Here is a 13954-nt window from a genome sequence, read left to right as displayed (position 1 = left end):
TTTTCAAATAAGACATGTTTCGCTTTTCCATCTGCATAAAATTGTCCATAATAGATACAAAACTCGTAAGGAGAGGGTTGCTCATGAAACTCCAGGAGCTTGCTTCCGCATTGCTCATTACCCATATACATGGAAATGCTGAAACAGACATTACGGGGATTGAAGCAGACTCTCGTAAAATAAAGCCGGGCGACTTGTTCCTATGTATCCCCGGCTTAACCGCAGACGGCCATGATTATGCCCCAAAAGCGATTGCGCTTGGGGCTTCTGCACTTGTCACTGAAAGAGTGCTTGATCTCCCGATCCCGCAGTTGGTCGTCAAAGATGCCAGATATGCGATGGCGGTGTTATCCGCTCATTTCTATGGCTATCCTAGTAAAGAAATGAAAATAATCGGATTTACGGGAACGAATGGTAAAACGACATCGACGTATTTGCTGGAGCGAATCTTGCGTGATCAAGGCTTTGTGACAGGTCTCATGGGGACCATTGAGATGAAGATCGGCGATACCTACTATGAGATGGAACGGACGACGCAGGAAGCGGTTGATCTGCAACGCAGCTTTCGCAAAATGTGCGATCAGAAGACGGACTATTGCCTTATGGAAGTATCCAGTCATGCGTTAGAATTAGGTCGCGTGAAGGGGATTCATTTCCGTTCGGGGATTTTTACGAATTTATCGCAGGATCACTTGGATTACCACGGAACAATGGAAGCTTATGCTGCGGCCAAAGGGCTCTTGTTCTCCAGACTCGGGAACGGCTTCTCACTGAACCCCGAGGAAAGGCAATATGCCATTCTGAACGCGGATGATGCAGTTTCCCTAACGTTAAGCAGGCTGACAGCTGCACAGATTATTACATATGGTATCGAAAATGATTGCGATGTGCGCGCGACAGATATCCAAATCACGTCCAAAGGCACGTCATTTAAGCTTGTGTCGTTCGCGGGCGAAGCCTATTTCCAAATGAAATTAGTGGGGAAATTCAATGTGTATAATGCCCTCGGGGCGATTGCCTCAGCTTTGGCAGAGAACGTTCCACTTGAAGCGATTCGGAATAGCTTAGAGAGTATTGCTGTTGTAGATGGCCGCATGGAAGTTGTTAATGAAGGTCAGGAATTCTTAGTTTTGGTTGATTATGCGCACACACCTGACGGATTAGAGAATGCCTTGTCTACGATCGCAGAATTCGCAGAAGGCAAGGTCATTACCGTTTTTGGCTGCGGCGGTGACCGCGACAAGACCAAACGTCCTATCATGGGAAAGGTGACAGCTGCGTACAGCGACCTTCTGTACGTAACTTCGGATAACCCGCGAACGGAAGATCCAGCGGCCATTCTGGAAGATATTCGTCCAGGATTGGAAGAAGTTAACTATCCCGCAGAAAAAGTTGAATTCATCGTGGATCGCAAAAAAGCGATACAAAAGGCTATTGATGGGGCAGGCCCCAAAGATGTAATATTGATAGCGGGAAAAGGCCACGAAACGTATCAGGATATCATGGGTGTCAAGCATGATTTCGACGATCGGTTAGTGGCTAAGGCTGCGATAAGGGGGAGAGGACGATGATCCAACGCACATTAGAGCAAGTGGCCGTGATGTTGGGGAGTGAAGTATCTGAGGGCAATGGCGCAATAGCGATTAACGGCGTTTCAACAGATACACGCTCTATCCCGGCAGGCAGCTTATTCATTCCGTTAATCGGAGAAAATTTTGACGGACATGTATATGTCGAAGAAGCCCACCTCAAAGGAGCAGCGGCTATTTTATGGCAGGATGACCACGGTGCTGGTCCGGCAGGCATTCCGCATATCCGGGTGGCTGATACCTTAGCAGCGCTGCAGCGTTTGGCCAAAGCTTATCGCAATCAATTGCCAGTGCGAATCATTGGTATTACGGGAAGCAACGGCAAGACGACGACCAAGGATTTGGTAGCGGCGGTTCTGGGCAGTACGTATGAGGTGCATAAAACCAAAGGGAATTTAAATAATCATATTGGCTTACCGCTAACATTGCTTCAATTGGAGGAGACTACGCAATTCGCTGTGGTCGAGATGGGCATGAGCGGCAGGGGCGAGATCGAACTGTTATCCGATCTGGCGGAACCGGAAGCAGCGATCATCACCATGATCGGGGAATCGCATTTACTCCAGCTAGGCTCGCGGGAAGAAATCGCTCGCGCCAAAGTGGAGATCGTCAGCGGCATGCCTAAGGACGGATGGCTCGTCTACAATGGCGATGAGCCCCTGATTGCTCAAGCGCTCGAGGAGCGAAGCGTTGAGGGGCTTCGCCGCATTCACTTCGGCAGCGGCGATGGCAATGATTTGTTCCCGACCGACATCCGCATGGATGCGGATGGGGCGTACTTCCAGATCAATTCGCCGGGCTATCCGGAATTGTTCATTCCGTTGCTAGGCACGCATAATGTCATTAATGCGCTAGCGGCTATTGCCATCGGCGAGACCTTCGGTGTCTCGCCCCTCGCGATTGCAGCGGGGCTGCGCTCGCTGCAGATGACGAGCATGCGCATCGAGAAATTGACGGCAGCCTCTGGGCTGACCGTATTGAACGATGCGTACAACGCCAGCCCGGCCTCGATGCGGGCGGCCATTACGCTGACCGAGCAGCTGGGCGGCTTCGGTCGCAAGTTCCTCGTGCTCGGCGACATGCTGGAGCTTGGCGAGCACGAAGAGCAGTTCCATCGCGGCATTGGCGCGATGCTGTCTGCGGAACGTGTAGACTACGTCTTCACGTTCGGGCGGTTGGGCCGCTTCATCGCGGAGGAAGCGGAGGCTCGCTTCCCGCAGGGGCGGGTGCGCGCCTACGAGGAGAAGGAGCAGCTTGCTGCCGAACTAAGCACACTAGCTGATAAGGATGATCTCGTGCTCGTGAAAGGCTCGCGCGGCATGCGGCTTGAGCAAGTTGTCAATGCTTTGCTCGCCTGAGTAGTTGGAGAGTTATCTATATTATGAAACAGTAGATCGTTTTCGGAAGGCGGAAACGAGCAGGGGGAACCGACGTGGAAAACGCAATTTTATTAACAATGGGCGTAGCCTTTGTGCTGGCGCTAATTATGGGGCCGCTTTTTATCCCGATTCTGAGAAGGATGAAATTTGGTCAACAAATTCGTGAGGATGGCCCTCAGGGGCATTTGAAAAAGCAAGGGACCCCAACGATGGGCGGCGTCATTATTTTACTGGCTCTTGCTCTGGCTACGCTTCGTTTTGCCGATAAGAATACGGATTTGTTGATCCTGCTGATTGCTTCACTCGGCTACGGTCTCGTCGGATTTCTGGACGATTATATCAAAATTATTTTCAAACGCTCACTCGGACTGACAGCGAAGCAAAAGTTATTCGGACAATTGCTGATTTCAGCCATTGTTTGTTACCTGCTCGTAATGGAAGGTCATAGCACGGACTTATATATTCCTTTTGTCGAGTTTCACTTCAACCCAGGCTGGCTGTATTTCCCATTAATGGCGATTCTTATGTTAGGTGCTTCCAACGCGGTTAACTTCACAGATGGACTGGATGGTTTGCTTGCTGGAACAAGTGCGATCGCTTTTGGAGCGTATACGGTTATTGCGATGAATAATACGCAGCCAGAAGCAGCTATTTTCTCGGCAGCCATGGTTGGGGCTGTGCTAGGATTTCTGGTTTTTAATGCGCATCCGGCCAAAGTATTCATGGGGGACACAGGGTCGCTTGGCATCGGCGGCGGACTTGTCGCTGTGGCTATTCTGACCAAAGCAGAACTTTTGTTAGCGATCGTTGGCGGCGTATTTCTGATCGAAATTTTGTCTGTTGTCATTCAGGTCGTATCGTTTAAAACAAGAGGGAAGCGCGTTTTCAAAATGAGCCCGATTCATCACCATTTTGAATTGGTCGGTTGGTCGGAATGGCGTGTTGTTATTACTTTCTGGGTTGTCGGCTTGATCCTTGCCGTACTTGGATTATATATGAATGAGGTGTTGTAGAGTATGAAACATCCGCGGGAATATCGTGGACTTGAAGTGATTGTATTAGGCTTGGCTCGGAGCGGTGTCGCTGCAGCTAAGCTTTTTCACCAAAAAGGAGCCATCGTTACAGTCAATGATAAAAAAGAGCGGAGCGCATGCCCTGAAGCCGACGAACTGGAGGCTCTGGGTATTTCTGTTGTCTGCGGCTTTCATCCGGACACCTTGGTGCATGCCGGTGTAGCGCTTGTCGTGAAGAATCCAGGGATTCCCTATTCGGTTGAGCCGATTCGCCAAGCGCTTGAGCTGGGGATTGAGGTCATCACGGAGGTAGAGGTTGCCTACCAATTCTGTGAAGCGCCGATTATCGGGATTACAGGCTCGAACGGCAAAACCACAACGACGACCTTAATTGGATTAATGTTGGATCAGGCAGGACTATCGCCAGTTGTTGCAGGCAATATTGGTCGTGCGCTCACGGAAGCAGCGCCAGAGGTAACAGCAGACAACTGGATGGTCGTAGAACTCAGCAGCTTTCAGTTGAAAGGAACCACATCGTTTCGACCGAAAATTGCCATGCTGCTGAATTTATATGAGACTCATTTGGATTATCATGGCACTATGGATGATTATATAGCGTCTAAAGCCAAAATATTTGCGAATCAAACGGAAGCGGATACCGCGATTTTGAATTGGGATGATGCGGTATGCCGTGCCCTGATTCCTACGCTTCGCGCGCAGGTTTTGCCTTTTTCCATGATCGAAACGCTTGACCATGGCGTCTATTTTGAGAGTGAATCTGAGATGCTTGTTTATGCGAACGGTCAAGGTCAAATTCGTCCGATTATGCGAGCCAGTGAAATGGGAATGCCAGGCAGCTTCAATGTAGAAAATGCATTGGCAGCCGCAGCGGCAGCCCTTACAGCCGGTGTTCAGCCTTCGGTGATAGCAGACGTACTAAGAAGCTTCCGCGGCGTGGAACATCGTCTAGAACTCGTGAGAGAGCTTGAAGGGGTTACTTTCTACAATAACTCGAAGGCAACCAATTCCGCGGCTGCTATTAAATCAATCGAAGCCTTCGATCAACAAGTAGTGCTCATTGCCGGCGGCTTGGACCGTGGCTCGGATTATATGGAGCTGCTGCCTACTTTTCGTGACCGCATCAAAGGCGTTGTCACCATGGGGCAAACGCGGGAGAAAATTACGCATATTGCTGAGCTGGCAGGGATTAGCCGCTTGGAAACCGTCGATACTGCTAAGGATGCAGCGGACGCGGTGATTCAAGCCGTACAGCTTGCTTGGCAAATGTGTGAACCTGGCGATATCGTCCTGCTTTCACCTGCTTGCGCAAGTTGGGATATGTTCCCCTCTTATGAGGACAGGGGACGCATGTTTAAGGAGTCCGTGCATAACCTTTAAGTAGGGCTTATCCACCTGTCTGGCGAGTGTGCAATATGACCTCCTCGTTAGTGTAGATTTGGATAAAGTCCACATCACACAAAGAGGTGTCTGTTATGGGTAAAGCGCGGTCCGCTCCTGACATTTGGATTATTATTCCAACCTTGTTGCTTTTGACAATTGGTATTATTATGGTTTACAGCGCAAGTTCTGTACTAGCTTTTCGCGAGTTCGGCGATTCGCTGTACTACCTCAAGCGGCAATTTATTTTTGCTGTTTTAGGGGTTATCGCGATGTTTTTTACGATGAATGTGGATTATTTGGTTTGGAAAAAGATTTCCAAGATCACGTTGTTCATTTGTTTCGGAATGTTGATTATCGTGCTGATTCCCGGTCTTGGAGTTGTTCGTGGCGGTGCGCGAAGCTGGCTCGGTATTGGTGCTTTCGGGATTCAACCTTCCGAATTCATGAAAATCGGGATGATTCTCTATCTATCCAAAATGCTGTCTGAGCAGCAGTCCAAAATTACGCTCTTCACGAAAGGGCTGCTCCCGCCACTTGGCATTATGGGGTTAGCTTTCGGACTGATCATGCTTCAGCCAGATCTCGGTACAGGGGCTGTGCTCGTAGGAGCCTCACTTTTGATCATTTTTACTTCAGGTGCAAGATTGCTTCATCTCTCGTATCTAGGTATGATAGGAATTGCTGGTTTTATTGGACTTGTCGTAGCGGCTCCCTATCGATTAAAGCGGATCACTGCTTTTCTGGATCCTTGGCAGGATCCGTTAGGGGCGGGTTATCAATCCATTCAATCCCTGTACGCAATCGGGCCAGGTGGCTTGGTGGGGCTTGGTTTAGGGATGAGCCGGCAGAAATACAGCTATTTGCCAGAGCCGCAGACGGACTTTATTTTTTCCATTATTGCCGAGGAACTTGGTTTTATTGGGGGGACACTAGTCCTGCTGCTCTTCACAATTCTGGTTTGGCGAGGCATGCGGGCAGCGATTACTGCGCCGGATACATTTGCCAGTTTGATCGCAGTCGGGATTATCGGCATGATTGCCGTTCAGGTTATTATTAATATCGGCGTCGTGATCGGCATGTTCCCGGTGACCGGCATCACATTGCCTTTCATAAGTGCAGGAGGGTCTTCCTTGACGCTCATGCTGACTTCAGTCGGCATCCTGCTTAATATATCCCGCTATTCGAGGTGACAGAAATGAAAACAATTGTCTTCACCGGAGGAGGCTCCGCTGGACATGTGACACCTAACATTGCGCTCATGCATCGGCTTGAGCAGCTAGGTTGGGAAATTAAATATATCGGGTCAGCGACAGGCATCGAGAAAGATATCATCGAACGGGAAGGGGTTTCCTTTTATCCCATTTCATCAGGGAAGCTGCGTCGATACTTTGATCTCAAAAATTTCAAAGACCCTTTCAAAGTGATGAAAGGCGTATATGAGTCTTATAGATTGCTTCGTCGTTTGAAACCCGCCATCGTTTTTTCGAAGGGCGGGTTCGTTTCCGTCCCGGTCGTTCTGGGAAGTCGGATGAATAAGGTGCCTGTTATCATTCATGAATCCGATATGACTCCAGGATTGGCGAATAAGCTGTCCATTCCTTTCGCAACCAAGGTTTGCGTGACCTTTCCGGAGTCGCTGCAGCATGTTCAGAAAGAGAAGGCCGTCTTAACCGGCTTGCCGATTCGTGAGCATATAATGAGCGGGAAAGCGTCTCGTGGATACCAACTTTGCGACTTTCATACGCAGAAACCGGTGATTTTGGTTATGGGTGGAAGTTTGGGCTCCCAGATCATTAATCAAGCGGTTCGCGATAACCTGGATAGACTGCTTGGACAGTTTCAAATTGTGCATCTCTGCGGCAAAGGGAATATTTCATCTGAACATGCCAAAACACGCGGATACAAGCAATTTGAATATCTGAATGATGAGCTTCCGGATGTATTGGCAATGACAGATCTTGTTATTTCTCGCGCAGGAGCTACATCTATTTATGAGTTTTTGGTTTTGGAAAAGCCGATGCTGCTCATTCCGCTATCCCTCCAAGCCAGCCGAGGCGACCAAATTCTGAATGCCAAATCATTTCAGAAAGCGGGCTATGCGGATGTGCTGCAAGAAGAAGAACTGACAGCTGCAATGCTTGCTGCCCATGTAGAAGCTCTCCATGAGAACCGTGAGTCCTACAAGAGAGCTATGCAGTCACGTAAAGTGAATGATGCCGTTGCTTCTATTATTGAATTGATTGAAACGCACAGCTTAACATCTTGATTTTGTTAAAGCGTATAGGCGATTGTCACACTCTATCCGATTTTACATAAACTACACTATAACCGTGACAGACACCTACGGGCTTGATACAGCACCTGACCAAGAAGACCGGCCATCTTCCTTAAGGTTTGTATCTTTGAAATTGTGATGCTTGAAGCTGGAATTCAAGATCATTTCGCCCTACGTTCTGTGAAGGAGGTTTTCCCATGCAACAGTTAATATCCGACTTACAGGCAGCAAATATTGGCGAGATTCGAACGAATGAACGACTGGCCCCCTTTACAACTTGGAAAATCGGTGGTCCGGCCGATTGTCTGATTCTCCCCAAATCCAAAGAGCAGGCAGCTGCGGCTATCCGTTTCTTGTATGAACGCGGTGTTCCATGGACGGTTATCGGTCGTGGATCTAACTTGCTGATCAGTGACAAAGGGATTAGAGGTGTCGTCATTAAACTTGGCTCTGCGCTCGAAACACTGCGCTTCGAAGGAGCGACGGTCTACGCAGGAGGTTCCTATTCGTTCATTAAATTGTCCGTACTAGCAGCCAAAGAAGGTTTAACCGGACTGGAGTTTGCTTCTGGCATTCCCGGTTCTGTGGGAGGCGCCGTCTATATGAATGCAGGGGCTCACGGGTCCGATGTGTCACGCATACTCAAGCAGGCTGAAGTCATCCTGGACACAGGGGAATTGGTCACGATGCAAGCGGAGGATTTGCAGTATGCTTATCGACATTCCATTCTGCACACGCTGCCTGGCATTGTAACGGAAGCTGTCTTTGAATTACAGGTTGGAGATCGCAAAGAAATCGCCGGAGCCATGGCGGCTTACCGCGATCGGCGTCGACGCACGCAACCTGGCCACTTAGCTTGCGCAGGAAGCGTATTCCGCAACCCCGCAGGGGGATTCGCAGCTAAACTTATCGAAGAGGCAGGCTTGAAAGGCAAACGTGTCGGTGGAGCGGAAATCTCTACCTTGCACGCCAATTTCATTGTTAACACCGGAGATGCTACAGCCGAGGACGTTCTTACCCTTATCAACGAAGTGCAGCAGATCGTACAGCAACAGTACGGGATCTCGCTTGTGCCTGAAGTTTTGGTGATGGGTGAGAGGTAAATCGGAGGTGGAACTTTGGAGAAGCTCGTTATCGAAGGTGGAAGACCTCTTACGGGAGCCATCCAGATACACGGCGCGAAAAACGCCGCATTACCAATCTTAGCAGCCTGCATCCTGGCTAGCGGCACTCACACACTGCATAATGTTCCTAATTTGCTCGATATCGACACCATGCTGCGAATTCTTCGCGCATTGGGTTGTCGGGCCGAGCAGCAGGGACACAGTGTATCCATTACAACATCCACAGCTCATTCCTCACATATCCCCGAAGAATTGATGGGACAGATGCGTTCATCTATTTTTCTCATGGGTCCGCTACTCGCTAGATTCGGCAGTGTCACTGTGTATCAACCAGGTGGCTGCGCGATCGGCGAACGTAAAATCGATTTGCACATAAAAGGTTTGCAGGCTCTTGGAGCCAACATTGAAGAATTCGCTAACAAAATTGTTTGTACCGCTGATTCGCTGCAGGGCAGCGAGATCGTGCTGGACTTTCCAAGTGTCGGAGCTACGGAAAATATTATGATGGCTGCTGTTCGGGCTGAAGGTATTACAACGATTTATAATGCAGCACGCGAGCCGGAAATTCAGGATTTGCAAAATTTCCTGAATGCCATGGGAGCTGACATCATCGGAGCGGGTACAGATACCATTACGATTCGCGGCGTTGAATCTTTGTCTCCTTGCACGTATGAAATCATACCTGACCGCATTGTTGCGGGCACCTTTCTAGTTGCAGCTGCTGCAACGAAAGGGAATATTACCTTGGAGAAGGTAAACCCGGCGCATTTGACATCCGTTATTCATGTCCTCAAGCGTGCAGGTGTTCAAATCATTACCGACGGTGATATAATACATGTAAGCTGCCCGACAAGACCTAAGGCGGTGGAACGAATCGTGACCTCACCGCATCCGTCTTTCCCTACCGATCTTCAATCGCAAGTCATGGTGCTGCTGTCACTTGCAGATGGGCTTAGTGTGATGAAGGAAACGATCTTCGAAGGCAGGTTCAAACATGTAGATGAACTGTCCCGCATGGGCGCTGATATCCGTGTGGATTTGAGCTCAGCCTTTATACGAGGCGTTCCGAGGTTGTATGGAGCTACCGTTGAAGCGACTGATTTGCGAGCTGGCGCCGCACTTGTTATCGCCGGTCTGGCTGCGCATGGCACGACGATTGTTGAGCAAATTCATCATATTGATAGAGGTTATGATAGAATTGAACATATGCTTTCAAGGTTAGGGGCTTCCGTACATCGCCAAGCTCCCGTACCGAGTGAGTAGAACACGGCATGAATTCCGCGGATCCCTTCCTGATTACAGGTGGGGATACACGGCTTTCTTCGTCTTGGCATCTGGATAATTTCTCTGTCAAACTTTCATATGAACCTATTAGGTGGTGCCCATTTTGTCAGAAGACCGCAAAGTACCCGCGCTGCCCGCTGTCCCCAAGCCGCGCGCGCGTACCAATCGGAAGCTGCTCATTTTTTTGTTTCTCTTTTTTATAACCATTCTGGTTATTCTTTTTTTTCAGTCTTCACTTAGCCGCATAAGCACGATTGATATACAGGGAAATGAACTCATGGCATCCGATGCAATTGGACAAGCTAGTCAGGTTGCTGTAGGAGATCGCTTTTTTGCCGTAAGTTCAACGACGATCCAACAGCGTATAGCGACATTGCCTATGATCAAAACAGCTGAAGTAAAGAAACATTTTCCTGGCGTCATCCGAATCACCGTGCAGGAGTTTCCTAAAGTCGCTTTTCAAATAGGAACTGAAGGCAGGAAGCAGGCTGTTCTGGCTGACGGTGCGGTTGTGGAGCTCGCTGCCGGAAGCAGCGTCCCTTTGGATATGCCTATTCTAACGGGGTGGACCGACGGAGATCCCAACAAAGCAGCCTTGTGCAAAGTGCTGGGAGAAATTCCCGAAAGTGCCTTGTCGGATATTTCGGAGATAAAGCCCGATCCTTCAGAATCGTATCCCGACAAGATCAAGCTTTATACGAGATCTCAATTTGAAGTGTATACAACAATTGCTTATTTGCCTGAGAAAATTGACAATCTCCCTGCTTATATAGCAAGCTTACAAGAGGATCATATTACAAGTGGTGTGATCAAAATGCTAGAGGTCGAGTATCACGCTCCGTTTGAGCCGAATGAAGATTCCAAAAGTGAGAAAGAGGCTGGAGCCAATTCGAAGGCTGCTGCCAATTCTCCTAGTCCTACAGTGGATACAGGCAAGGATGCAGGCAAAACAGGCGCGAAGGCCACACCGAAACCGACCCCAAAACCAACGCCAAAGGAAACCGTACGTCCTTCTTGACAAAAAAACGTTTTGTTGGACTACTCAATCCGTTAAATTAATGTTAAAATTAGATTTATGGTTAAAAAGGTATCTATTAGAACTTATTGGCGTACAAGCAACTACTAGACGAGATTTAACTCATCATTATTGACAATGATTAATTATGTTAACAACTTTTTTTCCGGCAAAAAAATGTAGAAAAAAGAGGGAATATGGCGGTTGTGTGGAATACGTATAGAAGAAATTGTGAAGAATTCACGTTAATACCCAAGTTACAGGAGGTGCCAGGGCTTGAGCAACAATGACATCATTGTTAGTTTAGACATCGGTACATCCAAGGTTCGTGCTATTATTGGGGAAGTTGTCAACGGAACCATTAATATAATAGGAGTGGGATCTGCCGAGTCAGAGGGTATTCGTAAGGGTGCAATCGTTGACATTGATCAAACAGTGAATTCGATTCGCAGCGCTGTTGATCATGCGGAACGCATGGTCGGGGTTCAAATATCCGAAGTTTATGTAGGAATTTCAGGGAATCATATCGCTCTTCAATCCAGTCATGGCGTAGTAGCTGTCTCTAATGAAGACCGAGAAATCGGTGAAGAGGATATCGATCGTGTTATTCAAGCGGCCAGAGTCATTGCATTACCTCCGGAGCGTGAAATTATTGGAGTCGTACCGAAACAATATCTCGTTGATGGACAAGAAGGAATTAACGATCCTCGCGGCATGATCGGCGTTCGCTTAGAAGTGGAAGCGACCATCATCACTGGCGCTAAGACGGGGATACATAATTTACTCCGCGTTGTGGAAAAATCCGAATTGAAGGTTGCAGGACTAATCCTGATGTCGCTTGCTTCCGGACAGCTTGCCTTATCCAAGGATGAGAAAGCCGTTGGAACCGTTTTGGTCGATGTTGGAGCAGGAGCAGCTACCATTGCTGTTTTTGAACAAGGGAATCTACTGGCAACTTCGACAATTCAAATTGGTGGCGAATACATCAGTAATGATATATCGATAGGGCTTCGGACGCAGCTTGAAATCGCAGAGAAAATAAAGCTGAAATACGGATGTGCATCGGTTGATGATTCAGCCGCCGATCAAGTGTTTAAAGTTACTAGAATGGGCAGCAATGTGGAAAAAGAGTTTTCGCAAGTCGATCTTGCGAATATCATTGAACCCCGCGTTGAAGAAATCTTTCAGATGATCCGTGCTGAAGTACATCGTTTGGGTTATGGCGATTTAGCCGGCGGGTACGTCCTAACGGGTGGAACCGTATGTATGCCTGGCATTCTTGCCATCGCTCAATCTGAACTGGCAACATCCGTGCGGATTGCTGTTCCGGATTTCATCGGGGTGCGCGACCCTTCTTATACAAGTGGAGTAGGCATCATTCAATTCGTCTCCAAATATATGAAAAATCGCAATTCAGGTTTCTCAAAGAAAGTAGCTACGAAATCTACAACCAAAAAATCCTCCGAAAGCAACAAACCAGGTTTTCTAGAACGTGTAAAAAATTTTTTTAGTGAATTTATATAGTGAACGCAAAGTTAGGGGGATATGACTCACATGTTTGAATTTGATATGGATTTAGATCAATTGGCTCAAATCAAAGTCATTGGTGTAGGTGGCGGCGGAAGCAATGCAGTCAACCGGATGATCGAGAATGGTGTAAAAGGCGTTGAGTTTATTACGGTGAATACCGATGCTCAAGCCTTGCACTTGGCGAAATCCGTGCATAAATTGCAAATTGGGGATAAACTTACGCGTGGTCTTGGCGCAGGTGCTAATCCAGAAGTTGGTAAAAAAGCGGCAGAAGAGTCAAGGGAGACAATTCTGAATACGCTTCGCGGAGCCGATATGGTATTCGTCACAGCTGGTATGGGTGGCGGTACAGGAACTGGCGCTGCACCGGTGATTGCAGAAATCGCCAAGGAAGTAGGCGCTTTAACAGTTGGTGTTGTAACACGTCCCTTCACATTCGAAGGACGCAAACGTTCTTTGCAAGCTGAGCAAGGTATTGCAGCGCTGAAAGAAAAAGTAGATACACTGATTATCATCCCGAACGATCGGCTTTTGGAAATCGTAGATAAGAAGACACCTATGCTGGAAGCTTTCCGTGAAGCGGATAATGTCCTTCGTCAAGGTGTACAAGGGATTTCAGACTTGATTGCGGTACCAGGTCTTATTAACTTGGACTTTGCTGATGTCAAAACGATTATGACCGAACGCGGTTCAGCCCTTATGGGGATTGGCGTAGCTACCGGTGAGAATCGTGCGGCGGAAGCAGCCAAAAAAGCGATCTCCAGTCCGTTGCTGGAAACTTCCATCGAAGGTGCTCGCGGGGTTCTTATGAACATTACGGGCGGCGTCAACCTCAGCTTATACGAAGTCAATGAAGCGGCTGACATCGTGGCTTCTGCTTCCGATATTGAAGTTAACATGATCTTCGGAGCGGTTATCGACGATAAGCTGAAGGATGAAATTCTTGTAACGGTTATTGCCACAGGCTTCGAGCATAAAGCTCCGCCTCAACATGCCTCCGTGAAGCGTCCTGTAACTGGACAAGCGCCGGAAGCTCCGGCGGCCGATAATCGTTTGAATAACTTAAAGCCATTTGGCGCACAACCTTCGAATGACCAATTAGATATTCCGACGTTTCTTCGCAATCGCGGGCGGAATACTGACAAATAGTTACACTATAGTTGTAAAGAGACCGAAGCCCTACTTCATGTAGAGGCTTCGGTTTTTTTGTGTTTCGGGGCTTTTCTAGTGAATTGGACACCGCACCAACTGACAAAAAAAGTAATAGCCTACTAGCAAGTTTAGACAGACTTTGAAATTGGATTCCCCTATACTGATTTAGAACCTTAAAGTTTTGTCAGGAAA

Annotated in this window: 11 protein-coding genes; all 11 read left to right on the top strand. The window is 48.1% G+C overall.

From position 1 onward, the window contains the following. Positions 1–83 precede the first annotated feature (83 nt). The 11 genes from LOZ80_RS15595 (at position 84) to ftsZ (ending at position 13759) form a co-directional block, all read left to right on the top strand. The gene (locus tag LOZ80_RS15595) at positions 84–1571 is read left to right on the top strand and encodes a UDP-N-acetylmuramoyl-L-alanyl-D-glutamate--2,6-diaminopimelate ligase (RefSeq protein ID WP_238172251.1); all 1488 of its coding nucleotides are present in this window, start codon (positions 84–86) and stop codon (positions 1569–1571) included. Beyond that, the gene (locus tag LOZ80_RS15590; RefSeq protein WP_238172250.1) at positions 1568–2947 is read left to right on the top strand and encodes a UDP-N-acetylmuramoyl-tripeptide--D-alanyl-D-alanine ligase; all 1380 of its coding nucleotides are present in this window, start codon (positions 1568–1570) and stop codon (positions 2945–2947) included. Before LOZ80_RS15595 ends, LOZ80_RS15590 begins: the two co-directional genes overlap by 4 nt. Before the next feature lie 98 nt (positions 2948–3045). Then, positions 3046–3981: a phospho-N-acetylmuramoyl-pentapeptide-transferase gene (gene mraY, locus LOZ80_RS15585; RefSeq protein WP_238172998.1), complete on the top strand. Its 936-nt coding sequence runs from the start codon at positions 3046–3048 to the stop codon at positions 3979–3981. A 3-nt stretch (positions 3982–3984) separates the two neighbouring features. Then, positions 3985–5379 carry a UDP-N-acetylmuramoyl-L-alanine--D-glutamate ligase gene (murD, locus tag LOZ80_RS15580; protein ID WP_238172249.1) on the top strand — a complete coding sequence of 465 codons (1395 nt, stop codon included), beginning with the start codon at positions 3985–3987 and terminating at the stop codon, positions 5377–5379. A gap of 95 nt (positions 5380–5474) precedes the next feature. Beyond that, positions 5475–6572, top strand: coding sequence for a stage V sporulation protein E (spoVE, locus tag LOZ80_RS15575; protein ID WP_238172248.1), 1098 nt, complete (start codon positions 5475–5477; stop codon positions 6570–6572). A 5-nt stretch (positions 6573–6577) separates the two neighbouring features. Continuing rightward, the gene (locus LOZ80_RS15570; RefSeq protein WP_238172247.1) at positions 6578–7648 is read left to right on the top strand and encodes an undecaprenyldiphospho-muramoylpentapeptide beta-N-acetylglucosaminyltransferase; all 1071 of its coding nucleotides are present in this window, start codon (positions 6578–6580) and stop codon (positions 7646–7648) included. Between the two features lie 206 nt (positions 7649–7854). Further along, the gene (murB, locus tag LOZ80_RS15565) at positions 7855–8760 is read left to right on the top strand and encodes a UDP-N-acetylmuramate dehydrogenase (RefSeq protein WP_238172246.1); all 906 of its coding nucleotides are present in this window, start codon (positions 7855–7857) and stop codon (positions 8758–8760) included. Between the two features lie 15 nt (positions 8761–8775). Next, positions 8776–10044 carry a UDP-N-acetylglucosamine 1-carboxyvinyltransferase gene (murA, locus tag LOZ80_RS15560; RefSeq protein WP_189006211.1) on the top strand — a complete coding sequence of 423 codons (1269 nt, stop codon included), beginning with the start codon at positions 8776–8778 and terminating at the stop codon, positions 10042–10044. A gap of 124 nt (positions 10045–10168) precedes the next feature. Further along, complete coding sequence (locus LOZ80_RS15555) at positions 10169–11083, top strand: cell division protein FtsQ/DivIB (RefSeq protein ID WP_238172245.1); 915 nt, start codon at positions 10169–10171, stop codon at positions 11081–11083. A 273-nt stretch (positions 11084–11356) separates the two neighbouring features. Then, on the top strand, positions 11357–12604 hold the full coding sequence (gene ftsA, locus LOZ80_RS15550) for a cell division protein FtsA (RefSeq protein ID WP_238172244.1): 1248 nt from the start codon (positions 11357–11359) through the stop codon (positions 12602–12604). A gap of 30 nt (positions 12605–12634) precedes the next feature. After that, the gene (gene ftsZ / locus LOZ80_RS15545) at positions 12635–13759 is read left to right on the top strand and encodes a cell division protein FtsZ (protein ID WP_238172243.1); all 1125 of its coding nucleotides are present in this window, start codon (positions 12635–12637) and stop codon (positions 13757–13759) included. Positions 13760–13954: the final 195 nt, after the last annotated feature.

The organism is Paenibacillus sp. HWE-109 (genome assembly GCF_022163125.1).
Lineage (GTDB): Bacteria > Bacillota > Bacilli > Paenibacillales > NBRC-103111 > Paenibacillus_E.
Note: the sequence above shows the minus strand (reverse complement) of the source record. Positions and strands in the feature narration are given on the sequence as shown.

Excerpts from the sequence above, each read along its gene's own strand:
- murD (WP_238172249.1), top strand. The coding sequence starts at position 3,985 with ATGAAACATCCGCGGGAATATCGTGGACTTGAAGTGATTGTATTAGGC.
- LOZ80_RS15595 (WP_238172251.1), top strand. The coding sequence starts at position 84 with ATGAAACTCCAGGAGCTTGCTTCCGCATTGCTCATTACCCATATACAT.
- murB (WP_238172246.1), top strand. The coding sequence starts at position 7,855 with ATGCAACAGTTAATATCCGACTTACAGGCAGCAAATATTGGCGAGATT.
- LOZ80_RS15590 (WP_238172250.1), top strand. The coding sequence starts at position 1,568 with ATGATCCAACGCACATTAGAGCAAGTGGCCGTGATGTTGGGGAGTGAA.
- mraY (WP_238172998.1), top strand. The coding sequence starts at position 3,046 with ATGGGCGTAGCCTTTGTGCTGGCGCTAATTATGGGGCCGCTTTTTATC.
- spoVE (WP_238172248.1), top strand. The coding sequence starts at position 5,475 with ATGGGTAAAGCGCGGTCCGCTCCTGACATTTGGATTATTATTCCAACC.
- LOZ80_RS15570 (WP_238172247.1), top strand. The coding sequence starts at position 6,578 with ATGAAAACAATTGTCTTCACCGGAGGAGGCTCCGCTGGACATGTGACA.
- ftsZ (WP_238172243.1), top strand. The coding sequence starts at position 12,635 with ATGTTTGAATTTGATATGGATTTAGATCAATTGGCTCAAATCAAAGTC.